This window comes from Pseudoduganella dura, from assembly GCF_009727155.1.
GTDB lineage: Bacteria > Pseudomonadota > Gammaproteobacteria > Burkholderiales > Burkholderiaceae_D > Rugamonas > Rugamonas dura.
In genome coordinates this window covers 6498929-6521606 of record NZ_WNWM01000002.1, presented here as the reverse complement: position 1 = coordinate 6521606, position 22678 = coordinate 6498929, and the positions used below count along the sequence as shown (strand labels likewise).

Sequence of the window (22678 nt, the reverse complement as noted above, 5' to 3'; positions counted from 1 at the left end):
CGTTCACCACGGCAGCCATCCGCGCCAGCGCGGCCGTGGTCCGGCTTCGTACGCGGCGCGCGCCGGAATCCTGATGCGCACGACGGTGCCGCCGCCCGGCGCCGGCGTCACGGCGATGCGCCCGCCCAGGTGCCCGATCCGCTCGCGCATGCCGACGATGCCGAAGTGCCCCGACCGGCCGGACTGCGCCACCTTGCGCTCGATTCCGATGCCATCGTCGGTGACACTGGCCTCCAGCACGCGCGGCAGGAAGCGCAGTTCGACGGCGATGCGGCCGGCCCGCGCGTGCCGCACGCTGTTGACGGCCGCTTCGCGCAGCGCGCAGAAGATCTCCCCGGCGGTCTCGCCACGCAACCGTCGCGGTTCGCCTTGCAGCGCGAAATGCAGCAGGTGGTCCGACCCCGGCGCCAGCGTGGCCACGGCTGCGCGCAATTCGTCGAGCAGCTCGGCGGCCTGCGGTACGCGGCGCAGGGCCATTACTTCGTCGCGGGTGCTGGCGATCAGGCGGTCCGCATCGCTCAGTGCCGCGTCCAGCGCCGCGGCGGACGGCGATTCGGGCGGCATCCGCCACACTTCCGCCTGGAAGCGCAGCACCATCCCCTGAACGGCCTGCAGCAGCGTGTCATGCAGCGATCGGGCGATCCGCTCGCGCTCTTCCATCCGGGCGGTGGCACGCTCGGTGGCGCGGCGCGCCGCGATGGCCAGGCGCCAGCGGTACAGCAAGGCCATGACCGCCAGTCCAGCCACTACGCACAGCACGCGGAACCACGCCGTTTGCCAGAGCGCCGGCGCGATGTCGAACCGGAGTACCGCTCCCGCGGCGTTCCACACCCCATCCTCGTTGGCGGCGATGACGTGGAAGCGGTAGCTGCCGGGCGCCAGGTTGGTGTAGCTGGCCGACCGCTCGTGCTGCACGTCGCGCCAGCCGGCATCGACGCCATCGAGCCGGTAGCGCAGCCGGGCGCGTTCGGGGATCGACAGCGCGGTGGCCGTGAACGCGACATCGAGCGAGGTGGTGCGCTCCGGCAGTTTCACCCCGTCGACGGCCGGGTAATCACGGCCGCCGGCATGCAGCGAGCGGATCAGCACATCCGGCGCGCGCGGGTTGCGCGGGATCGCCAGCGGGTCGAGCCAGCCTGCCTGGGCCACAGTGGCGAACCAGATGCGGCCCCGCGCCGCCGCGAGCGCGGGCAGCGGGCGCATTTGCCCGACCTGGCCGCGCAGGCCGTCTTCGAAATTGAACAGTTCCCCATCGACCGGGTCGCCCGGCGCAACGAATGCGCCGGCCAGCGCAGCGGCCGCGATGCGGTGCAATCCGTCCAGCCCGTGCAGCCAGAGGTTGCCACGACTGTCCGCGACCATGCCGGCCACGCCGAGCATGGCCCCGGACTGCCGCAGCAGCAGCGGGCGGGCGCGGTCGCCGTCGAGCCAGGACACGCCGCGCTCGCCGCCGACGAACAGGCGGCCGCGATACTCCAGCATGCTCAGTACATTGCCGGTCGGCAGTGGCGCCGGCCACAGGCGTATGCCGGTGGCGGTCAGTTCGCCGAGCCGGCCGTTCGTGAAACCGAGCCAGGTACGGCCTTGTGCCGTGGTCAGCATGCTGATCGGCGTCGGGTCGGGAATGCCGCGCGTGCGGTCGTCCCGCGTCCACCGGCCATCTTCGAAACGCCACAACCCTTTGCGGATCAGCGATGCCAGCAGGCGGTCCTGGCCGTCCATGGCCAGCGCCTGCACCTCGACACCCCACTTGTCGGCACCGGGCAGCGCGTGCCGGATGCGCCTGGCGCCATGCCATTCCCACAGCGCATCGCTGGTGGCCACCCACACATGATCCGGTGCCGCGCGCAGCACGGCGTTGGCGCTTGCCAGGCCGGTCGGGCGACTGCTGCCGTCGGCGGCCAGCCGCATCAGCGGACCGTTGGCCGGGCCATACCAGACTTCATCGCCCAGCCCGGGCATGGCCAGCCAGTTGACCCCGCTGCCGCTGCCTGACAGGCGCGACAGGCGATGGCGGCGATAGCGCTCCACGCCATCGAGCGTCGCCACCCACAGGTTGCCTTCGCGGTCGAGCAGGCTGGCGGTCGTGTAGCGCGCCATGCCGGCCGGGCGGTCGAAGGTCTCGGCCGGTTCGAGCACGCCGTCGGCGCGCCGGGCCAGCCGTACGAAGCCATCCTCGCGCGAGGTCCACAGCGTGCCGGCGGGGCCGCCGAGCAGCAGGTCGTCGTACAGCCGAGGCTTGTGCAGCGCCAGTCTTCTCGGCGGCGCACCGGCCGCCAGCTCGACATACCGGTCGCCGGGCAACATGACGACCTGGCGGCCGCCGATCTTCGTGGTGCCGGCCATCGGCGCACCGAACACGCGCCGGAAGTGCCGCGATCCGCGCGGCATCGCGTAATAGCTGTAGTCCGACTGGTAGGAGTAATTGAAGACCGCCCAGACAGTGTCGTCGCTGTCGACGCTGACATACATCGGCGACTCCGCCGGCGCGGACCCGGCGCCAACGGCCTCCCAGCGGCCCTCGCGCAGGCGCATCACGCCGGTGCTGGTGCCGGCATACACGGTGCCGCGGCTGTCCGTCGCCAGCGCGGTGATCGAGCCGCCCGGCAACTCCCTGCCCGGCAGGTAATGCGTGACGCCGGTCTTCGAGAACAGGCTCATGCCCCCGAACACATAGCCGACCGCGAGGCCGCCGGGCAGCGCCTGCATGCAGGCGATGTTATCGGAGCGCAGCTGGCCGCGGTACACGGCACCGGTCCGTTCGAAACGCACGCCATCGAAGGTGTACATCCCGGCAGCGGTACCGAACCACAGCAGGCCGTCGTCGGTTTGCGCCAGCGCGACCGCCGTTTGCGGCGCGCCATCGGCCTGCGACCAGCGGCGGCGTTCGAAAGTCCGGCCGTCCGCCGCCGCGCACGCCTGGGCCGCCGCCAGCCAGCACAATGCCGCAGCAAGCACGCGGGTCAGGTTCATGGTGATCCGGAAAATATTGACAGCAGGCAAGTGTACAGGCGCCGTGGTGGTCCGTACTCACCCGGAAGGGGTATGGCCGGGTAACGCCGACGGCCTTGCCATGTATCGCAACGTATCCACGTCGTCCCATACACACAGGCTTTCACGCGACCCGGTTGGCGACAAAGCCCGGATACGTCGCCGTCGTTCAATGGCATGGCCGACAAGGCAGCCGCATCCAGCCACGTCCAATGTCCACTCCGGGAGAACACCATGAACACACCAGTCAACCACCAGCGCAGGAATATTCTCGGCACCATCGTATCGGGCATCGCCGCGGCCCAGCTGGGCATCGCCGGCAGCGCCGACGCAGTTGAGGCGGCAACGGCCACAGCCGGCATGAATCGGGCTAGGACACCGGCCATGACAACGGCCGGCAATACGTTCCCGGTCATCCGCCAGATCCGTGCCGGGCTGCTGGACGTGGGCTATGTCGACGCCGGACCCGCCGACGGCACGCCGGTGGTACTGTTCCATGGGTGGCCCTACGACATCCACGCCTTCGTCGACGTGGCGCCGATCCTCGCCGCCGCCGGTTACCGCGTGATCGTTCCCCACCTGCGCGGCTATGGCACGACCCGGTTCCTGTCGTCAGACACACCGCGCAACGGCCAGCAGGCAAGCTTCACCGCGGATGCGGTGGCGTTCCTGGATGCGTTGAAGATCGACCGGGCCATCGTCGCCGGATTCGACTGGGGTGCGCGGATCGCCACCACGCTGGCCGCGCTGTGGCCGCGGCGCTTCGTTGCGCTGGTCTCGGTCAGCGGCTACCTGATCGGCAGCCAGGAACTGAACCGCAAGCCGCTGGCGCCGAAGGTGGAGCTGCAATGGTGGTACCAGTATTATTTCGCGACGCCGCGCGGCGAACTCGGCTACCGCGAAAATACGCATGCGTTCGCGCGGCTGATCTGGGAACTGGCATCGCCGCGGTGGCGGTTCGACGACGCGACATTCGCCCGCTCGGCCCGGTCGCTGGACAATCCGGACCACGTCGCCATCTCGGTCAGCAACTACCGGTGGCGCCTGGGCCTCGCCCCGGGCGAGAGCCGGTATGACAACCTGGAGCGCCGACTGGCGGCATTTCCCGACGTCGGCGTGCCGACGATCACGATGGAAGGCGATGCGAACGGGGCGCCGCACCCGGATCCGGCGAACTATGCGAAGAAGTTCACCGGCAGGTACGAACACCGGCATCTGGCCGGCGGCATCGGGCACAACCTGCCGCAGGAGGCACCAGGCGCGTTCGCGCAGGCGATCCTGGACGTGGGCAGGTGGGTCTGACGGCGTCGGCCAGCCGGGTGCGGGCGCCGGATCGGATGCCGGCCCGGCGCTGCAGCCTTCCCGTCAGAACACGTGCCGCATCTCGACGTGCGGGATCCCGGCCTCGTGGAACGTGTCGCCGACCTGCTCGAACCCATGGGCCAGGTAGAACGGCGCCGCGTGTGTTTGCGCGGACAGCACCACGTCCGGATGGCCCCGCTCGCGCGCATGCGCCATCAGCCCGCGCAGCAAAGCGCCGCCGATGCCGGTACCACGCGCGCCCTTCATGACGGCCATGCGGCCGATATGCCCGTCGGGCAGCAGCCGGCCGGTGCCGACCGGCGTACCGGCCGCGTCATAGGCGACGGCATGCAGGCAGACCGCGTCCTTCTCGTCCATCTCCAGCTCGGGCGGCACGTTCTGTTCCTGCACGAAGACGGCGATGCGGATCACCTGCGCATCGGCGCTGAGCGTGGCCCAGTCGCCGTAACGGATCGAATACGAACTCATCATTCCCTCGCTCACGCCAGCGCCACGAGCTGCTTGCCGAAATTGCGGCCTTTCAGCAGGCCGATGAACGCCTCCGGTGCGGACGCCAGGCCCTGCGACACCGATTCACGGTACTTGATCCGCCCCGATGCCACCAGCCGGCCAAGCTCCGCCAGCCCTTCCGGCCAGCAATCGAGATGTTCGGTGACGATGAAGCCACGCAGCATGATGCGGTTCGCCAGCAGCAGGCGCACGTTGCGCATCGGAATGTCTTCGCCGTTGTAGCCGGCGATCATGCCGCACAGCGCGACGCGGGCGAACGGGTTGGTGCGGGCCAGCGCCGCATCGAACACTTCGCCGCCCACGTTCTCGAAGATGCCGTCGATGCCGTCCGGCGCGGCGGCCTTCAGCGCGTCGCGCAGGTTGCCGGCCCTGTAGTCGACGCAGGCATCGAAGCCGAGCTCGTCCACGACGTAAGCGCATTTCTCCGCGCCGCCGGCGATGCCCACGGCACGCACGCCGTGCTGCTTCGCCAGTTGCCCGACGATGCCGCCGACCGCACCACTGGCGGCGGACACGCACACGGTCTGGCCGGGCTGCAGTGCGAGAATCCGGTTGAGGCCATACCAGGCCGTCATGCCCGGCATGCCGACGGCGCCCAAGTGTGCGGACAGCGGCACGGCGGCCGGATCGACCTTGCGCAGGCCGGTGCCGTCGGACACTGTCAGCTCGGCCCAGCCGCCCATCGCGACGACGTGCTCGCCGGCGGCATACGACGGGTGCCGCGAAGCGAGCACCTCGCCCACCGTGCCGCCGATCATCGTTTCGTCGAGCGCCTGCGGCGCGGCGTAGCTGCGCGCATCGTTCATCCGGCCCCGCATGTAAGGGTCGAGCGACAGGTAGCGGTTGCGGATCAGCAGTTCGCCCTCCCGCAACACCGGCACCGGCACCGCTTCGAGACGAAAATGGCCGGGCTCGACTTCGCCTTGGGGACGTGCCGCCAGCACGATCCTTTGATACGTATTCATGCAGTAAAACCTTTCAGACGGCGGAAACGCCGCCATCGATGGCGAGGATCTGGCCCGTGATGTGCCGGCCGGCGCCGGAAGCGAACAGCACGACGGCACCTTTCAGGTCCTCGTCGCCGCCCAGCCGGCCCAGCGGCGCGCCGGCCGCCAGCCGCTCGCCCATGTCGTTCAATAAACCGTGCGTCATCCGCGACGGGAAGAATCCCGGCGCGATCGCGTTCACGTTGATGCCGTAGGCTCCCCACTCGCCGGCCAGCGTGCGCGTGAAATTGACGATCGCGCCTTTCGACGTGCTGTAGGCCAGCGTCTTCATCGTCCCGGGCGGATTGCCGGCCAGCCCGGCGATCGACGCGATGTTGATGATGCTGCCGGCGCGGCGCGGGATCATCGAGCGGCGCCCCACGGCCTGGGTCAGCAGGAAGAGTCCGCGCACGTTCAGGTTCATCACCTTGTCCCAGGCATCGAGCGTGGTGTCCTCGGCCGGCGCGGACCAGCCGGCGCCGGCGTTGTTGACGAGAATGTCGATGGGGCCCAGCCTGTCGATCGCCGCGAGCGCCAGCGCATCGGCGGCGGCGGGGTCGGACAGGTCGGCAACCACGGCATGCGCGGCAATGCCCTGGGCCCGCAACGCGGCCACGGCGTCATCCAGCCCGGCGGCATGGCGCGCACTGACGACCACGGCGGCGCCCTGCTCGCCCAGCGCCGTCGCCATCTGCAGGCCCAGGCCGCGCGAGCCGCCCGTCACCAGGGCGGTCTTGCCCTGCAGACTGAACAGCTCGCGCACGGAAGTCACTTCAGACCTCGTAGTCTATGCACTGGCGCCCCTCGCGCACGGCGGCGATGAACGGCTTGAGCGCGACGTGCTGCGGGTGGTCGAGGTAGCCGTTCAGGGCTTCCCGGTCGGCGAACTCGGAATACAGCACCACGTCGTACGTGGCTTCCAGGCCAGGCTGCGCCAGCGCGACCTCGAACTTGCCCATGCCGGGCACGATGCCGATGCAGGCGTCCAGCAGTTCCTTTACCTTGCGCGCGTTGGCGGCACGGTCGGCGCCCTCGGCTTCGTCCTTCAATTTCCACATCACGATGTGCTTGATCATTCCACCATCCTTGTTCGATTGCCAATCGGCGGAGGATACCACAGGGTTTCGCACGGCGTCGGAAGCGGCCGGCCGGAGGCGCCGGGAGACGCTTCTCGACTGTAAGCTTCGTGTAAGTTTGAAGCAAGAATCGCGTAAGGTTCCGCGCCCACACTCGGAATTGCCAAGACAATAACCGGGAAACACCCGGGCGGCACAACCGACAACAGGAGACGACATCATGGCAATCACATCTGGCACCGCGGATCCGCGGAACCTGGGGGGCAAGGGCAAGGCGACGCCGATGACCAAGGAGGAAAAGAAGGTCATCTTCGCCTCCTCGCTCGGTACGGTGTTCGAGTGGTACGATTTCTACCTGTACGGCTCGCTGGCGACGATCATCGCCAAGCAATTCTTCATCGGCGACCCGACCACCACGTTCATTTTCGCGCTGCTGGCGTTCGCCGCCGGCTTCATCGTGCGTCCGTTCGGCGCCATCGTGTTCGGCCGCCTGGGCGACATGATCGGCCGCAAGTACACATTCCTGATCACGATCCTGCTGATGGGCCTGTCCACGTTCATCGTCGGCCTGCTGCCCGGCCACGCGTCGATCGGCATTGCCGCGCCGATCATCCTCGTCACGCTGCGCATCCTGCAGGGCCTGGCGCTGGGCGGCGAATACGGCGGTGCCGCCACCTACGTCGCCGAACATGCGCCGGAAGGCAAGCGCGGCCTGTTCACGTCGTGGATCCAGACCACCGCCACGATGGGCCTGTTCCTGTCGCTGCTGGTGATCCTGGCCACCCGCACGGCCGTCGGCGAAGACGAGTTCCAGGCCTGGGGCTGGCGCATCCCGTTCCTGGTCTCCGTGCTGCTGCTGGGGATCTCGGTATGGATCCGCATGTCGATGAACGAATCGCCCGCGTTCGCCAAGATGAAGGCCGAGGGCAAGACGTCGAAGGCGCCGCTGTCCGAGGCGTTCGGCGAGTGGAAGAACCTGAAGATCGTGATCCTGGCGCTGGTCGGCCTGACGATGGGCCAGGCCGTGGTGTGGTACACCGGCCAGTTCTACGCATTGTTCTTCATGGAAAAGACGCTGATGATCGAATCGGCCACGGCGAACATCCTGATCGCGGTCGCGCTGCTGCTGGCCACGCCGTTCTTCGTGGTCTGGGGCGTGCTGTCGGACAAGATCGGCCGCAAGTGGATCATCCTGGGCGGCTGCCTGATCGCCGCCCTGACGTACTTCCCGATCTTCAAGGCCCTGACGCACTACGGCAACCCGCAGCTGGAGGCCGCGCAGACCAGTTCGCCGGTGGTGGTGGTGGCCGATCCGGCATCCTGCCACTTCCTGTTCAACCCGACCGGCACGAAGAAATTCCCGTCGTCGTGCGACATCGCCACGAGCGTGCTGTCGGCCTCCGCGGTGAACTATACGCGCCAGGATGCGCCGGCCGGCACCGTCGCGACGATCAAGGTGGGGGACAAGGAACTGAAATCGTTCAACGCCGCGATGACGGCCGATAACCTGAACTTCGACGCCGCCAGCAAGGCGCAGGAAACCGCCTTCAAGGCCCAGGTCACCGGCGCGATCCGCGAGGCAGGCTACCCGGCGAAGGCCGATCCGGAGCGGATCAACAAGCCGATGGTGGTGCTGCTGCTGTTCATCCTGGTGCTGTACGTGACAATGGTGTATGGCCCGATCGCGGCGATGCTGGTCGAAATGTTCCCGACCAAGATCCGCTACACGTCGATGTCGCTGCCGTACCACATCGGCAACGGCTGGTTCGGCGGCCTGCTGCCGACCACCGTATTCGCCCTGGTGGCCTTCAAGGGCGACATCTACTACGGCCTGTGGTACCCGATCGTGGTGGCACTCGTGACGTTCGTGATCGGCGCACTGTTCGTGCGCGAAACCAAGGACCGCGACATCTACGCGGCCGACTGAAACTTGCAGGTTTGCATGACGGGCGGCGTACCGGCGCCGCTTTCTGCGAGGCCACCTTCGGGTGGCCTTTTTTTTCGCAGGCTCCACTGCCGAGCTGGTCGCAATACGACACCGGGGACAGCCGGATCGCCGTACGGCCCCGATTTTTTACAACACCATTCGCGGCGCCGTTACAATGTGGCATGCCCGACAACAGTCTCACGATCCGGCCCTTCGCGGCCGACGAATGGCCCGCATGGCGCGACCTGCGCCTGCGCGCGCTGGCCGACTCCCCCGACGCGTTCGCCGCGACACTTGCCGATGCCCAGGCCCGGCCCGACGCCACCTGGCAGCGTTTGCTGGCGGAAACCACCGCGTCGGCGAACCACCTGCCGCTGTTCGCCGAGGCGGCCGGCACGCCGGCCGGGCTGGCGTGGGCGCAGCTCGAAGCCGGCATCGTCGTGCTGTACCAGGTGTGGGTGGCGCCGGAACACCGCGGCCGCGGCATCGCCCATGCATTGCTGACACAGGCGATCGGCTGGGCGCGCGAGCGCGGCGCCGTCGCGGTCGAACTGGGCGTAACGGTAGGCGACACGCCCGCCGTGCGCCTCTACAAGCGGCTGGGATTCGGGGAAACGGGCGCTCCGCTGCCGATGGCGAACCGGAGCGGGCTGCGGGAACAGGCGATGCGCCTGCCCCTCGCCTGACGGATCACGCCGTCGCGCAGGGAACTGCCCGTTACCCCAGCAAGTGGCGCAGCGCAGCCACGAGCTTGCCGCAATCGGCATCGGTGCCGATCGAAATCCGCAGGAACTGGTCGATGCGCGGCTGCCGGAAATGGCGCACCAGGATGGCGCGCTCGCGCAAGCCCGCCGCCAGCCCCGCCGCGTCGTGCCCCGGGTGGCGCACGAACAGAAAGTTCGCCTTCGACGGCAGCACCTGGAAGCCCAATTCGACGAGCGCCGCCGCCAGCTGCTCACGGCTCGCGATGATCGCGGCGCGGGTCTGCTCGAAATACACCCGGTCCTCGACGGCGGCGACGGCGCCGGCCAGCGCAACCTGGCCGAGCGGATAGCAGTTGAAACTGTTCTTCACGCGTTCCAGCCCGGCGATCAGGTCGGCATGCCCGAGCGCGAAGCCGACCCGCAGGCCGGCCAGCGAACGCGATTTCGAGAACGTCTGGACGACCAGCAGGTTGTCGTGGCGGCCGACCAGCGTCACGGCACTCTCCGCTCCGAAGTCGACATACGCTTCATCGATGACCACCACCTGTTCCGGATGCGCCAGCAGCAATGCCTCGATGCGGGACAGCGATAGCGCGTGGCCGGTCGGCGCGTTCGGATTGGCCAGGATGATGGCGCCGCACGGCTGGTCGTAGTCGTCGACGTCGATCTCGAAGTCGGCGTTCAGCGGCACCGCCCGATGACGGATGCCGTACAGACTGCAATACGTGGGATAGAAGCTGTAGCTGATATCCGGCGACAGCAACGGCAATTCGTGGTTCAGCAAGGCCTGGAACACATGGGCCAGCACCTCGTCGGAGCTGTTGCCGACGAAGACCTGGTCGCGCAGCAAGCCATGGCTGGCCGCCAGCGCATCCTTCAGCGCGCTGCCGTTCGGGTCCGGGTACTTGCGCAGCTCGCCGCCGGCCGCGTCGCGCATCGCGCTCAATGCCCGCGGCGACGGACCATACGGATTTTCATTGGTGTTGAGCTTGACCAGTCCGGGGATATCGACCTGCTCCCCGGGGATGTACGGGGTCAGGCGATGGACGACGGAACTCCAGAATCTGCTCATCGCTCTCTTTCGTGGCGCATTTCCATGCGCTTTTCAGCGCAGTGCGCCATCGATGATGCGCAGCGAGTAATCGGTGGCCTGGATGTCTTTCGTCAGCGCACCGATCGAGATGCGGTGCACGCCCGTTTCGGCGATGGCCCGCACGGTATCGAAATTGACGCCGCCGGAAGCTTCCAGCAGCGCGCGGCCGCGATTGGCCTGGACCGCTTCGCGCATGGTGGCGAGATCGAAGTTGTCGAGCAGGATCGAGGTGGCGCCGGCCGTGAGGGCTTCTTCCAGCTCGACCAGGTTTTCCACTTCGACCTGGATCGACACGTTGCCGCCGACCCGCCTGGCCGCCACCAGCGCGGCCGTGATGCCGCCTGCGGCAGCGATGTGGTTTTCCTTGATCAGGATGCCGTCGTACAGCGCCAGCCGCTGGTTCTGCCCGCCCCCCACGCGCACCGCGTATTTCTGCGCCAGGCGCAGGCCCGGCAGCGTCTTGCGGGTATCGAGGATCGCGGCACGGGTGCCGGCGATCACGTCGACATAGCGGCGCGTGGCGGTGGCCACGCCTGACAGCAACTGCAGGAAATTGAGCGCCGACCGTTCGCCCGTCAGGATCGCGCGCGACGGCCCGACCAGTGTGCAAACCGGCGTGTCGGCCTTCATCGCCTCGCCTTCGGCGTAATGCCAGTCGATGCCGATCCCCGGGTCCAGCGCATGCATGATGCCTTCGAACCATGGCGCGCCGCACAGCACCGCATCCTCGCGCACGATGACGCGGGCGGCCGAGCGGCCCGCTTCCGGTACAAGCTTGCCGGTAAGGTCGCCGTTGCCCACGTCTTCGAGCAGCGCGGCAAGCAGGTTGCCTTCGAACGCCCCTTTCAGGGCGGGATCGAACGGCGCGAATCGGTTGATTAAAGTACTCAAGTCACATTCCTCATGCGGGCCCGATGCCCGAAAACAGCCTGGCTTCCCGCGCGAGATCCGCGCCTGGTGCCACCTTTGCCTTTTTCGCCGCGGCGAAATCGAGCATGCGGTCGATCGATACCTTGGCCTGCTCGCCGACCGCGGGGTCGACATGGATTTCATTGCCCAGGTTTTCCAGCACGTCGGCCAGGTTGCGCAAGCCGTTCATCGCCATCCACGGGCAATGCGCGCAGCTCTTGCAGGTGGCGCTGTTGCCGGCCGTCGGCGCTTCGATGAAGGTCTTGCCTGGCGCGGCCTGGCGCATCTTGTGCAGGATGCCATTGTCGGTTGCGACGATGAACTCGGTGGCATCCATGCTGACGGCGGCGGCGATCAGCTGCGACGTGGAACCGATCACGTCCGCGTGATCGACCACGCTCGCCGGCGACTCCGGGTGCACCAGCACTTTCGCGCCCGGATGCTCGGCCTTCAGCAGGTCGAGCTCGACGCCCTTGAACTCGTCGTGCACCAGGCAGGAGCCCTGCCACAGCAGCATGTCCGCGCCGGTCTGCTTCTGGATGTACGAGCCCAGGTGCTTGTCCGGCGCCCACAGGATCTTCTTGCCCTGCTCGTGCAGGTGCCTGACGATATCCAGGCCGATGGACGACGTGACCATCCAGTCCGCGCGCGCCTTCACGGCCGCGCTCGTATTGGCATAGACCACCACGGTGCGGTCCGGGTGCTGGTCGCAGAAGGCGGTGAATTCATCCGGATCGCAGCCCAGGTCCAGCGAGCAGGTCGCGTCCAGGTCCGGCATCAGGATGGTTTTTTCCGGCGACAGGATCTTCGCCGTCTCGCCCATGAACTTCACGCCGGCCACCACCAGCGTTTGCGCCGGATGGTCGCGCCCGAAGCGCGCCATCTCGAGCGAATCGGACACGCAGCCGCCGGTTTCCTCGGCCAGGTCCTGCAGGTCGCCATCCACGTAGTAGTGGGCGACCAGCACGGCGTTGCGTTCGCGCAGCAGCGTGCGGATGCGCTCCTTGAGCAGGATTTTCTCGTTCGCCGGCACCGGCGCCGGCGTGCGTGCCCACGCGTGGGCCACGCAGCTGCCGCCCTGCTCGTTGTGTTCCAGCAGCGGCTTTTCGTATTCGACGGTCTTGATGGGAATGGCTACGCTGTTCATCGCTCTGGTCGTGGGTTAGTTGATGCCCTGGCTGGTCAGGTATTCCTCGTAGTTGCCGCGGAAGTCGACCACTTCGTTTTCCTTGATCTCGATGATGCGGTTCGCCAGCGACGACACGAATTCACGGTCGTGCGAAACGAACACCAGGGTGCCGGCATACTTGTCGAGCGCGATGTTCAGCGATTCGATCGATTCCATGTCCATGTGGTTGGTGGGTTCGTCGAGCAGCATCACGTTGTGGCGGCCCAGCATCAGCTTGCCGTACATCATGCGGCCCTTTTCACCGCCGGACAGCACGCGCACGGATTTCTTCACCTCTTCGCCGCCGAACAGCAGGCGGCCCAGGATCGAACGCACGGCCTGGTCGTCGTCGCCTTCCTTCGTCCAGCGGCCCATCCAGTCGGTCAGGTTGGCGTCGGTGGCGAATTCCTCGGTCGGATCCTGCGGCATGTAGCCGACGTTGGCGTTTTCCGCCCACTTCACGAAACCGGTATCGGGCTGCAGGCCGGCGATGTCGCCGGCGATGCAGCGCAGCATCGTGGTCTTGCCGGCGCCGTTGGCGCCGATGATCGCAATGCGCTCGCCCGCCTCGACCAGGATGCTGAAGTTGCGGAACAGCGTCTTGTCGTAGGTCTTCGAGATGCCGTCGACTTCCACCGCCAGCCGGTGCAGTTTCTTCTCGCCCTCGAAGCGCACGAACGGGTAGGCGCGCGAGGAAGGCTTGATGTCTTCCACCTTGATCTTGTCGATCATCTTGGCACGCGACGTGGCCTGGCGCGCCTTCGATTTATTGGCCGAGAAGCGGCGCACGAAGTCCTGCAGCTCGGCGACCTTTTCCTTCGCCTTGGCGTTGTTGCTCAGTTGCTGGTTGCGGGCCTGGGTGGAGGCCAGCATGTAGTCGTCGTAGTTGCCCGGATAGATCTTCAGCGTGCCGTAATCCATGTCGGCCACGTGCGTGCACACCTGGTTCAGGAAGTGGCGATCGTGGGAAATGATGATCATCGTCGAGTTGCGCTGGTTCAGCACATCTTCGAGCCAGCGGATCGTGTTGATGTCCAGGTTGTTGGTCGGTTCATCGAGCAGCAGGATGTCCGGGTTCGAGAACAGCGCCTGCGCCAGCAGTACGCGCAGCTTCCAGCCCGGCGCCACGGCGCTCATCGGGCCGTGGTGCAGTTCGATGTCGACCCCGGCGCCGAGCAGCAGTTCGCCGGCGCGCGCCTCGGCCGTGTAGCCGTCGTATTCGGCGACCTTGCCTTCGAGGTCGGCGGCCTTCATGTAGTCGTCGTCGGTCGCTTCCGGATTCGCGTAGATCGCGTCGCGTTCCTGGATCACGGCCCACATCTCGGTGTGGCCCATCATGACCACATCCAGCACGCGCATCTCTTCATACGCGAACTGGTCCTGGCGCAGTTTACCCAGGCGCTCGTTCACGTCGAGCATGACGTTGCCGGCCGACGGCTCCAGGTCGCCGCCGAGGATCTTCATGAAGGTGGACTTGCCGCAGCCGTTGGCGCCGATCAGGCCGTAGCGGTTGCCGTCGCCGAACTTGACGGAGATATTCTCGAACAGCGGCTTGGCGCCGAATTGCATGGTGATATTAGCGGTGGATAACACTGATGAGCCCTTAATTTTCTGAAATGCGCGGTGATCTGCAATGAACCGCGCATTTTATCATTTCTGTTGCCGGCATGGCACGGCGGCCACTAGCCATACGGCTGCGCCAGCGTCGGATAATCGGTCACGGTGAGATCGAAACCTTCGTCGTCGGACCGCAGCCGCGCCATGCCGCCGAACGGCAGCGTGCAGCGGTGCTTCACATGACCGAACGGCAGCCCGGTGAGCACGGGAATCGGCAGCGTGTCGCGCAGGTAGGCCAGCATCGCATCGAAGTCGTAGCCGTTGTCGAACGGCGCCAGCCGGTAGCCGGAGATGTCGCCCAGCACCAGGGCCTGCTGGCCGTCCAGCGCGCCGGCATACAGCAGTTGCAGCACCATCCGCTCGACGCGGTAAGGGTGCTCGCCGACATCCTCGATGAAGACGATGCCACCGGGAATCCGGGCAAAATAGGGCGTGCCGACCAGGTGGTTCAGCATTGCCAGGTTGCCGCCCCACAGGCGCCCTTCCACGTCGACGCGCGGATTGCCGGTGGCGGTGCCGCGCACGGCGTGGGACGGGCCGCGCAGGCAGTCGTAAAATTGATCCAGCGTATAGCCGACCGGCTCGTCGCGGATGAAATCGTCGCAGATCATCGGGCCGGCAAAGCTCTTGCGGCCGGTGGCCGCCATCAGGCCCATGTGGAAGGCGGTGAAATCGCTGTAGCCGACGAACAGCTTGCCGCTGTCGGCCATCATGTTGAAATCGATGCGCGGCAGGATGCGCGAGATGCCGTACGATCCGCGCAGGGCGATGACGACCTGGGCATCGGGATCGCGGGCCGCCGCTTCCAGCTGCGCGAGGCGGCCGGCATCGGTGCCGCCGAACCGCTGGAATTTTTCGTCGGGATCGTAGTAATTATGGACGGTGCAGCCGGCCTGCTCGAGGCGGGCAATGCCGTGCGCCATGGCTGCTTCATCGAGGGCGTAGCCGGCGGGCGCGGCGATCGCGATACGGAGGTTGTTCAATCGGGCTCCAGGCTGTGAATGGCAAATGCGGCGCGCAAAAGCCGGGAGGAATTGGGGGCAAATGCGCGGCGCCGCCAGCTTACCCGGCGCCGTGGCCGCCGGCAAGGCGCGCCCCGGCGATCGCCTGTTTTTCACGCTCGGTGCGCGCGGCCCGCGAGGCCGCGCGGCGGCTGGCGAAGAAGGCTTTCAGCATGTTGCCGCAGTCTTCATCGAGAACGCCGCCGACGGCCGCAGTGTGGTGGTTCAGCTGGGGGGACGCGAACAGGTCGACGACCGAGCCCGCGGCCCCGGTCTTCGGGTCGCGCGCGCCATACACCACTTTCGCCAGCCGGGCATGCATCATCGCGCCGGAACACATCACGCACGGCTCCAGCGTGACGTACAGTTCGCAGCCCGGCAGGCGGTAGTTGCCCAGCACACTGGCGGCGGCGCGCAGCGCCACGATTTCCGCGTGCGCGGTGGGGTCGTGCCCGGCGATGGGCTGGTTGAAGCCGCGCGCGATGACGACGCCATCCTTCACGACGACGGCGCCGACCGGCACCTCGCCCAGATCCCACGCGCGCTGTGCCTCGGCCAGCGCTTCGCGCATGAAGCCGTCCTGCGGCCCGCCAGCCCGCACGTCGGGCTCACCGCCGCCGGACTGCATGCCAGGCTGCACGCCGGACTGTACTTCAGGCATCGGTGATCTCGGCCCAGCAGTTCGGCGTTTCGTGCAGCACCAGCTTGTGCAGGCGCAGGCCGGTGCCGTAGCGGTCCTTGTAGGCCGCCTTCAGGATGCCGAAGGCGACGGCCGCCAGGTTTTCCACGGTGGGAATCCGGTCGATGACCACGGTCTTGTGGCCGGGCAGCGTGGCCAGGAATTCCTTCACGGCGCTGTCCTTGTCGTACACGAGGAAGGCGTGGTCCCAGACATCGACCAGATGTTCCTTGGCGAGCGCCTTCACGTCCGAAAAGTCCATGATCATGCCGTTGTCGGAATTGCCTTCGGTCGAAATCACTTCGCCGGTCAGCGTGATCTCCAGCGTGTAGCGGTGGCCGTGCAGATTGCGGCACTGGCTTTTATGGTCGGGAATGCGGTGGCCGGCATCGAATTCCAGCTTGCGGGTAATCGTCAACATGGATCAGGGAATGTTCAGGAGTTTATGGGTCTGCAGCGACAGCTTCCACTTCGGATTGCGCTTGCACGTTTCGATCGCCAGCGTGGTATTGAACGCCGCCAGCGGGCCATCCATCGGCTGGACGAAGAAGTTCTCGAAGTCCAGGTGCTCGTAGTCGGCGAGTTCCTGGTTCGCCTGCGGGATCACGACTTTCAGCTCGTCGCCCTTGGCGACCACGAGCTGCGAGCCCACCTTCGGACTGACGCAGATCCAGTCGATGCCCGGCGGCACGGGCACCGTGCCGTTGGTTTCGATGGCGATCGTGAAGCCGGCGGCGTGCATCGCATCGATCAGCGGCGCATCGAGCTGCAGCAGCGGCTCGCCACCGGTGAAGACGACGTACTTGCTGGCGGGATATGACGCCGGCCACAGGCTGTCGATGACTTCGACGAGGGCCCGGGGCGTGGCGAACTTGCCGCCCCGTTCGCCGTCGGTGCCGACGAAATCGGTGTCGCAAAACTGGCAGGTGGCACTGGCCCGATCGCTTTCGCGACCGGTCCACAGGTTACAGCCGGCAAAGCGGCAAAAAACCGCCGGCCGGCCGGCATGGGCGCCCTCGCCCTGCAAGGTATAGAAAATCTCTTTGATACTGTAAGTCACAACGGATCCTGGTGCTGATGGCCCCGCGCCAGCTGAGCTGACGGTCGCGGCCGAATGGCGAACCCTCGATTATATGCCAAAGTGCCACCGGTCGCATGGCGCGTCGACGACGCCGCCATGCGGGAGCGTCCCCGTGGTACCCGGCCCGCGCCGCCTGCCAGAGATCCTTTAGCGCAATATCACGAACCATCGGGCAGCCGTGCTTCAGGCTGGCTGGCGTGACGCAACTTCCAGCACACCTTTGTCATTGATCAAACTTGAGCTCGATACCTCAATGCAAAATCAAGACTCAGCGCAAGAAAAGCCGAGATTCATGCTCAAATCCATGCCGGATTGACGCCGGGAGTCGGGTCGGCATTCAGGCAGGGATTCACGACGGGATTCACCAAGAAATACAACCGGAATTCCATGGTGCGAAACCAGTGGTGCGAAACATAACGACGTCAATACAAGACAGGCTCGCCAATGAACAGTACGCAACAAGTGCAGCACCTGGTCGATTTTCCGCACGCGGACGGATCGCAGGGCTATGCGTTCACACTGCTGGAACTCCTCGCCATCCCCGCTTTCGTGCTCGATGCGCGGGGGCGCGCCATCGTGTGGAACCGGGCCTGCGAGCGCCTGACCGGTGCATCCGGCTACGAGGTGCTCGGCACGATGGACGCATGGCGCTGCTTTCACCGTGACGCGCGCCCGACGTTGGCGGACCTGGTGATCCAGCAGCGTACGCACGAAGTGGCCGCACTGTACGACACGCACGCCCGCCCATGCGACGAACCCGGGCACCTGAGTGCCGAAGGCTGGTGCGACATGCCGCGTGCCGGGCGCCGCCGCTACCTGGCCGTGGACGTGAGCCCGATCTGCGACGGCAGCGGCCGCCTCAAGGCGGTGGTGGAAACGCTGCGCGACATGACCGCCGAGAAGCAGGCGCAGATCGCGCTCGAAAAGCTGGCCACGCGTGATGGCCTGACAGGCCTGGCCAACCGCCGCTGCTTCGATGACACGCTGCACGCGGAATGGCAGCGCGCGATGCGCCAGCAGCAGCCGTTGTCGCTGCTGATGGTGGACGTCGACAATTTCAAGCAATACAACGATGTATATGGCCACGTGGGCGGCGACGATTGCCTGCAGCGGATCGCCGGGGCCGTCGCCAAGGAAATGCGCACCAACGACCTGGTGGCTCGCTACGGCGGCGAGGAATTCGCGGTGATCCTGCCGAACCAGTCGCTGAAGGGCGCGGCTATCGTGGCGGAGCGGATCCGCTGCAGGGTCGAACAACTGCAATTGCCGAACCTGGGCGCGGCGCAGCAGTTCGTCACCGTCAGCATCGGCGCCGCGACCGCGCTGGCCGCACCCGAATGCGATCCTTCGCAACTGCTGGCCACGGCCGATGCCGCGCTGTACCGCGCCAAGCACATGGGCCGCAACCGCATCAGCCTGACCCGGGAGACGGAAAAAATCCTCAGTCAGGCATACGGGATGTAGTCGACCCCGTTGCCGATCACGCCGATCAGCTTGGCCTGCAGTTCTGGCGATTCGGAGAAGCCGGTGACCACGTCGCCGCGCGTCACGCCCGCATTCAGCGCGGCGACCCAGAAGTCGCGACCTTCCGAATCATAGGCGCGGTCCAGCGCGTTGATGTACAGCCGCTCCACGAAACCGGCGTTGTCGAGCGCGCCATAGAGGCGCAGGTACTCGGGGCTGTCCGTGAAAGCCTGCGCCACGGCCGCGAAGCCCTCGCCACGGTCCATGCTGGCGAGCCAGAAGCCGATGCCGGCGGCGTCCGGGGCGCGATCGAACGCGGCTTCATAAAGACGGTAAAGCTTGCCGATGGCGCCACCGACGTCCAGCGCCACGGAAGCATCCTGGAACTGCACCCGCTCGACGTTGACGAGCGTATCGACCTGCCCCGTGCCGGCCGCGGTGACGGTAAAGCCCGCGGCAGACGCCTGCACCTGGTAGCTCGCCCGCAGTCCGCCCATTACCACGATATCGAGCCCGGTGCCGGCATCGATCCGCTCGGCCGCGGCGGTGGCGCTCATCACGTCGTTGCCATCGGTGCCGTACTGCTCGACCGCCGCCGCGAAACTGTCGGCGGCGAGCACGCGGTCGGCAAACCGCAGGCTCTCGACACCGGTCAGGGTATCGGTTCCCTCGCCCTTGACCGTCAGCGTGTTGCCATCACGTACCACGGTATAGCTGGCGTAGCTCCTGGTAAACACCACGGTGTCGTTTCCGTTGCCGCCGATAATCGTGTCGTTGCCCGCGCCCTGGTGGAACGTATCGGCGCCGGCGCCGCCCTGCAGCCGGTTGCCGGCCCCGTTCGCGTAGATCGTCGATCCGCCGGATCCGGCGACCGCACTCTCGATCGTGACGTTGTAGGCGATCGAAACATTGTTCAGGCCGCGTGCCGTTTCGCTGAACGCGCCGGCATTCAGGTTGATGACCGTGGCGCCGGTGCAGGCGGAGAAGTCGAGCGCATCGGCACCGCCCGCGTCCCAGATGCACATCGGCGCGGCGTTGGCCGCGAGCACATACGTGTCGTTGCCGGCGTGATAGCTCATGTTGGCACCGTACAGGTACTGGATCGCCTGGATGTCATACAACATCGCCGTGGTCTGGAACTTGTGGCCCACCGCATAACCGATGGAATCGTTGTACGACATCAGCGTATAGTCGCCGTTGTCGGTGGCCGCCGGCAGGAAAGGCCCGTTGACGCCGGAACCGGTGGCATCGTAGTCCCCCGGATGCTTCAGGCCGAGCATGTGGCCGATCTCGTGGATCAGTACCGTCGGGCCGTAGCTGCCGGCCGTGAAGACAGTATTGTAGGATTCCTTGTTGTTCAGGTACATCTGCACCGAGCTGATGCCGGTCCCCGGGAGATAGGCATAGGCGCTGCTGCCGGTTTGCGCATTCGTGCCGAACTGCAGGTTCCCGGCATTGGCCGCGACTTCGACGAATGTGACATTGGCGATCGATGCCCACTGCGCCAGCGCATCGCGCACGGCGTTCTGCTGAGGTACCGACATGGCCTGGAAGCCGATGCGATCCTCGGCATCGGCACGCATCGGCACGCGCGTCAGGAAACTGTATGTCAGCGTGGCGGCCGTGCCGGCCGTGGCATTCCAGCTGCTGTAAGCGAGGGCGTCGATGGCGTTCGTGCCGGTGATGAGGCTCATGGTCGGTCCAGGAAAAAATCTGTCGATTCGAATGGTAACATGGCGGGACCATGCCCCATGGCAAGATCCCGCTGTTAGTTGCGTCGCAGCATCACCAATCAGGACCGGCAGATGACATACCGGCACCAGGCGCCGGCCGCCTGGTGCCCGGGGCCGCTAGCGGCCCGTCAATCCATCCCGCCACGCACTGCCGGAGGGTTTGCGGCCGCGGCCGGTACCGGGGCCATGCCCAGCGTGCGGGACAGGAAGCCCCAGCGGTCCGCCACTTCTTCGATCTGCTTCGAGGTCGGCTTGCCGGCACCATGGCCGGCCTTCGTCTCGATGCGGATCAGCACCGGCGCCGGGCCGCCCTGCGCGGCCTGCGCCGCGGCGGCGAACTTGAAGCTGTGCGCCGGAACAACGCGGTCGTCGTGGTCGGCCGTGGTCACCATCGTGGCCGGATAGCAGGTATTGGCCTTCAGGTTGTGCAGCGGCGAATAGCCGAGCAAGGCCTTGAACTCGTCCGCGTTGTCGGAGGAACCATAATCCGACGTCCATGCCCAGCCGATCGTAAACTTGTGAAAGCGCAGCATGTCCATCACGCCCACCGCCGGCAGCGCGGCGGCGAACAGGTCCGGCCGCTGCGTCATGGCCGCGCCGACCAGCAGGCCGCCGTTGCTGCCGCCACCGATGGCGAGCTTGGCCGGCGACGTCACCTTGTTGGCGACCAGCCATTCGGCCGCGCCGATGAAATCGTCGAATACGTTCTGCTTGCGCAGCTTGGTGCCGGCCTGGTGCCAGGCCTCGCCATATTCGCCGCCGCCCCGCAGGTTGGCCATCACGTAGACGCCGCCCATTTCCAGCCATGCCAGGTTAGCCACCGAGAACGCCGGCGTCAGCGGGACATTGAAGCCGCCGTAGCCGTACAGGTACGTGGGATTGCCGCCATCGCGCTTGAGGCCTTTTTTCGCAACGATGAACATCGGCACGCGCGTGCCATCCTTGCTGGTAAAGAATTCCTGGCGCGTTTCATAGGCCGCCGGGTCGAAATCCACCTTGGGCTGGCGATACACCGAACTCTGCCCGGACTTCAGGTCGTAGCGATAGATCGTCGCCGGCGTCGTGAAGCTGGTGTACGAATAAAACGTTTCACTGTCGCCGCGCTTGCCGGCGAAGCCGCCGGCCGAGCCGATGCCCGGCAACGCCACGTCATGCAGCGGCTTGCCCTTCAGGTCGAACACCTTGACGGCGCTGTAGGCATCGGCCAGGTACTCGGCCACCAGCTGGCCGTTGACGATGTTGGCGCCCTTCAGCGTCTGCGCCGTTTCCGGCACGATCCCGGTCCAGGTGCCCGTGCGCACGTCGATCGCGGCGATGCGCGAGCGCGGCGCATCCTTGTCGGTGACGAAGTAGAACAGCGGGCCGTCGTTGTCGATGAAGGTGTACGACGCGTCGAATGCCTCGAGCAGGCCGGCGACCTTCGCGCCTTTTGCCTTCAGGTCCTTGATGAACACGCGGTTTTTCGGATCGGTGCCCTGCGTGGAGTTGATCACCAGGTAACGGCCGTCATCGGTGACTTCGGCCTGGAAGCCCCACTCCTTCTGGTCCTGGCGCTCGTAGACAAGGACATCCTGTTCCTGCGGCGTGCCCAGTTTGTGGAAATACAGTTTCTGGAAGTAGTTGATCCCGGCCAGCCTGGCGCTCTCGGTCGGTGCATCGTAGCGGCTGTAATAGAAGCCGGAACCGTCATGGGCCCAGGCCGTGTTCGAGAACTTCACCCACTTAACATGGTCGACCGTGTCCTTGCCGGTGTCGATGTCGCGCACGCGGATCTCGTTCCAGTCCGAGCCCGATGCCGCCGTGCTGTAGGCCAGGTGCCTGCCCTGCGGGCTGATCGCCAGGCCGGCCAGCGCCACGGTGCCGTCGGCGGCAAGCGTGTTCGGATCGAGCAGTACGCGCGGCTGGTCGTCCAGCGTCTTCAGCGTGTACAGCACCGCCTGGTTCTGCAAGCCGTCGTTACGGCTGTAGAAATAACGGCCGCCTTCCTTGAACGGCACCGAGTAGCGCTCGAAGTTCCACAGCTGCGTGAGGCGCTTGCGGATCGCCGCGCGCTCCGGAATCCGGCCCAGGAAGTCTTGCGTGAGGCGGTTCTGTTCGGTGACCCATGCCTTCGTCTCCGCGCTGTTGGCATCTTCCAGCCAGCGGTAAGGATCGGCGATCGTGGTGCCGTGGTAGTCGTCGCGCTGGTCGACTTTTTTCGTCACAGGATAGGCCAGCGGCGAACCGGCCGGGCAGGCCTGTGCCAGCGCCTGGCCAGTGGTACCGGCCAGCAGCGCCGCGGTGACACCGGCGATTGTTGCGAGAGTAGCGCGTTTGCAGTGCATGGATGTCCTTGTGAAGTGAAAACCGCCGCATCGCGAATCGCGGCGGACTCCCGATCATAGCTCGATCCATGGCAAATTAGAACGGTTCCGCG

The 22678-nt window shown here is 66.3% G+C and carries 19 protein-coding genes; 4 read left to right on the top strand and 15 right to left on the bottom strand.

The window, feature by feature from the left end; genetic code table 11:
- Nucleotides 1-3: 3 nt before the first annotated feature.
- Entirely contained in the window at nucleotides 4-2973 is a 2970-nt protein-coding gene (locus GJV26_RS28155; RefSeq protein WP_155711874.1) for a sensor histidine kinase, read from the bottom strand.
- A gap of 252 nt (nucleotides 2974-3225) precedes the next feature.
- Here GJV26_RS28155 and GJV26_RS28150 point away from each other — a divergent pair, with 252 nt between their 5' ends.
- The gene (locus GJV26_RS28150; RefSeq protein ID WP_155711873.1) at nucleotides 3226-4293 is read left to right on the top strand and encodes an alpha/beta fold hydrolase; all 1068 of its coding nucleotides are present in this window, start codon (nucleotides 3226-3228) and stop codon (nucleotides 4291-4293) included.
- A gap of 63 nt (nucleotides 4294-4356) precedes the next feature.
- On the opposite strand, the gene GJV26_RS28145 is transcribed toward GJV26_RS28150, so the two are convergent.
- The 4 genes from GJV26_RS28145 to GJV26_RS28130 are packed head-to-tail and all read right to left on the bottom strand — an operon-like array spanning nucleotide 4357 to nucleotide 6886.
- Nucleotides 4357-4782 carry a GNAT family N-acetyltransferase gene (locus tag GJV26_RS28145; protein WP_155712785.1) on the bottom strand — a complete coding sequence of 142 codons (426 nt, stop codon included), beginning with the start codon at nucleotides 4780-4782 and terminating at the stop codon, nucleotides 4357-4359.
- Nucleotides 4783-4793: 11 nt separating this feature from the next.
- Nucleotides 4794-5789 (bottom strand): NADP-dependent oxidoreductase, encoded by a 996-nt coding sequence (locus GJV26_RS28140; protein ID WP_155711872.1) that lies wholly within the window; start codon nucleotides 5787-5789, stop codon nucleotides 4794-4796.
- A 13-nt stretch (nucleotides 5790-5802) separates the two neighbouring features.
- Complete coding sequence (locus tag GJV26_RS28135) at nucleotides 5803-6582, bottom strand: SDR family oxidoreductase (RefSeq protein ID WP_189441969.1); 780 nt, start codon at nucleotides 6580-6582, stop codon at nucleotides 5803-5805.
- 1 nt (nucleotide 6583) lies between these two features.
- A complete protein-coding gene (locus tag GJV26_RS28130) occupies nucleotides 6584-6886 on the bottom strand; it encodes a Dabb family protein (RefSeq protein ID WP_155711871.1) in 303 nt (100 codons plus the stop codon).
- Between the two features lie 220 nt (nucleotides 6887-7106).
- Here GJV26_RS28130 and GJV26_RS28125 point away from each other — a divergent pair, with 220 nt between their 5' ends.
- Together GJV26_RS28125 and GJV26_RS28120 are read left to right on the top strand one after the other, a co-directional pair.
- Complete coding sequence (locus GJV26_RS28125) at nucleotides 7107-8813, top strand: MFS transporter (protein ID WP_155711870.1); 1707 nt, start codon at nucleotides 7107-7109, stop codon at nucleotides 8811-8813.
- 182 nt (nucleotides 8814-8995) lie between these two features.
- Nucleotides 8996-9499: a GNAT family N-acetyltransferase gene (locus GJV26_RS28120; protein WP_155711869.1), complete on the top strand. Its 504-nt coding sequence runs from the start codon at nucleotides 8996-8998 to the stop codon at nucleotides 9497-9499.
- 31 nt (nucleotides 9500-9530) lie between these two features.
- Here GJV26_RS28120 and hisC read toward each other — a convergent pair whose 3' ends face one another.
- The 8 genes from hisC to queE form a co-directional block, all read right to left on the bottom strand.
- On the bottom strand, nucleotides 9531-10589 hold the full coding sequence (hisC, locus tag GJV26_RS28115) for a histidinol-phosphate transaminase (RefSeq protein ID WP_155711868.1): 1059 nt from the start codon (nucleotides 10587-10589) through the stop codon (nucleotides 9531-9533).
- A 33-nt stretch (nucleotides 10590-10622) separates the two neighbouring features.
- Nucleotides 10623-11501 carry a carboxylating nicotinate-nucleotide diphosphorylase gene (nadC, locus tag GJV26_RS28110; RefSeq protein ID WP_155711867.1) on the bottom strand — a complete coding sequence of 293 codons (879 nt, stop codon included), beginning with the start codon at nucleotides 11499-11501 and terminating at the stop codon, nucleotides 10623-10625.
- Between the two features lie 10 nt (nucleotides 11502-11511).
- On the bottom strand, nucleotides 11512-12666 hold the full coding sequence (gene nadA / locus GJV26_RS28105; RefSeq protein WP_155711866.1) for a quinolinate synthase NadA: 1155 nt from the start codon (nucleotides 12664-12666) through the stop codon (nucleotides 11512-11514).
- 15 nt (nucleotides 12667-12681) lie between these two features.
- Nucleotides 12682-14280 carry an ABC-F family ATPase gene (locus GJV26_RS28100; protein WP_189441971.1) on the bottom strand — a complete coding sequence of 533 codons (1599 nt, stop codon included), beginning with the start codon at nucleotides 14278-14280 and terminating at the stop codon, nucleotides 12682-12684.
- A gap of 89 nt (nucleotides 14281-14369) precedes the next feature.
- Complete coding sequence (gene ldcA / locus GJV26_RS28095; RefSeq protein WP_155711864.1) at nucleotides 14370-15287, bottom strand: muramoyltetrapeptide carboxypeptidase; 918 nt, start codon at nucleotides 15285-15287, stop codon at nucleotides 14370-14372.
- 79 nt (nucleotides 15288-15366) lie between these two features.
- Nucleotides 15367-15933 (bottom strand): tRNA adenosine(34) deaminase TadA, encoded by a 567-nt coding sequence (tadA, locus tag GJV26_RS28090; protein ID WP_229419697.1) that lies wholly within the window; start codon nucleotides 15931-15933, stop codon nucleotides 15367-15369.
- A gap of 25 nt (nucleotides 15934-15958) precedes the next feature.
- Nucleotides 15959-16405: a 6-carboxytetrahydropterin synthase QueD gene (gene queD, locus GJV26_RS28085; RefSeq protein WP_155711862.1), complete on the bottom strand. Its 447-nt coding sequence runs from the start codon at nucleotides 16403-16405 to the stop codon at nucleotides 15959-15961.
- Nucleotides 16406-16408: 3 nt separating this feature from the next.
- Entirely contained in the window at nucleotides 16409-17044 is a 636-nt protein-coding gene (gene queE, locus GJV26_RS28080; protein ID WP_189441973.1) for a 7-carboxy-7-deazaguanine synthase, read from the bottom strand.
- Nucleotides 17045-17509: 465 nt separating this feature from the next.
- On the opposite strand from queE, the gene GJV26_RS28075 reads away from it, so the two are divergent.
- A complete protein-coding gene (locus GJV26_RS28075) occupies nucleotides 17510-18529 on the top strand; it encodes a sensor domain-containing diguanylate cyclase (RefSeq protein WP_155711861.1) in 1020 nt (339 codons plus the stop codon).
- On the opposite strand, the gene GJV26_RS28070 is transcribed toward GJV26_RS28075, so the two are convergent.
- The gene (locus GJV26_RS28070; RefSeq protein ID WP_155711860.1) at nucleotides 18511-20223 is read right to left on the bottom strand and encodes a DUF4214 domain-containing protein; all 1713 of its coding nucleotides are present in this window, start codon (nucleotides 20221-20223) and stop codon (nucleotides 18511-18513) included. The two genes, GJV26_RS28075 and GJV26_RS28070, sit on opposite strands and share 19 nt — an antisense overlap.
- A 167-nt stretch (nucleotides 20224-20390) precedes the next feature.
- Complete coding sequence (locus tag GJV26_RS28065; RefSeq protein WP_155711859.1) at nucleotides 20391-22586, bottom strand: prolyl oligopeptidase family serine peptidase; 2196 nt, start codon at nucleotides 22584-22586, stop codon at nucleotides 20391-20393.
- Between the last annotated feature and the right edge of the window lie 92 nt (nucleotides 22587-22678).

Coding starts and splice junctions, on each gene's coding strand:
- GJV26_RS28155 (WP_155711874.1), bottom strand. CDS start 2,973: ATGAACCTGACCCGCGTGCTTGCTGCGGCATTGTGCTGGCTGGCGGCG.
- GJV26_RS28150 (WP_155711873.1), top strand. CDS start 3,226: ATGAACACACCAGTCAACCACCAGCGCAGGAATATTCTCGGCACCATC.
- GJV26_RS28145 (WP_155712785.1), bottom strand. CDS start 4,782: ATGAGTTCGTATTCGATCCGTTACGGCGACTGGGCCACGCTCAGCGCC.
- GJV26_RS28140 (WP_155711872.1), bottom strand. CDS start 5,789: ATGAATACGTATCAAAGGATCGTGCTGGCGGCACGTCCCCAAGGCGAA.
- GJV26_RS28130 (WP_155711871.1), bottom strand. CDS start 6,886: ATGATCAAGCACATCGTGATGTGGAAATTGAAGGACGAAGCCGAGGGC.
- GJV26_RS28125 (WP_155711870.1), top strand. CDS start 7,107: ATGGCAATCACATCTGGCACCGCGGATCCGCGGAACCTGGGGGGCAAG.
- GJV26_RS28120 (WP_155711869.1), top strand. CDS start 8,996: ATGCCCGACAACAGTCTCACGATCCGGCCCTTCGCGGCCGACGAATGG.
- hisC (WP_155711868.1), bottom strand. CDS start 10,589: ATGAGCAGATTCTGGAGTTCCGTCGTCCATCGCCTGACCCCGTACATC.
- nadA (WP_155711866.1), bottom strand. CDS start 12,666: ATGAACAGCGTAGCCATTCCCATCAAGACCGTCGAATACGAAAAGCCG.
- tadA (WP_229419697.1), bottom strand. CDS start 15,933: ATGCAGTCCGGCGGCGGTGAGCCCGACGTGCGGGCTGGCGGGCCGCAG.
- queD (WP_155711862.1), bottom strand. CDS start 16,405: ATGTTGACGATTACCCGCAAGCTGGAATTCGATGCCGGCCACCGCATT.
- GJV26_RS28075 (WP_155711861.1), top strand. CDS start 17,510: ATGAACAGTACGCAACAAGTGCAGCACCTGGTCGATTTTCCGCACGCG.
- GJV26_RS28070 (WP_155711860.1), bottom strand. CDS start 20,223: ATGAGCCTCATCACCGGCACGAACGCCATCGACGCCCTCGCTTACAGC.
- GJV26_RS28065 (WP_155711859.1), bottom strand. CDS start 22,586: ATGCACTGCAAACGCGCTACTCTCGCAACAATCGCCGGTGTCACCGCG.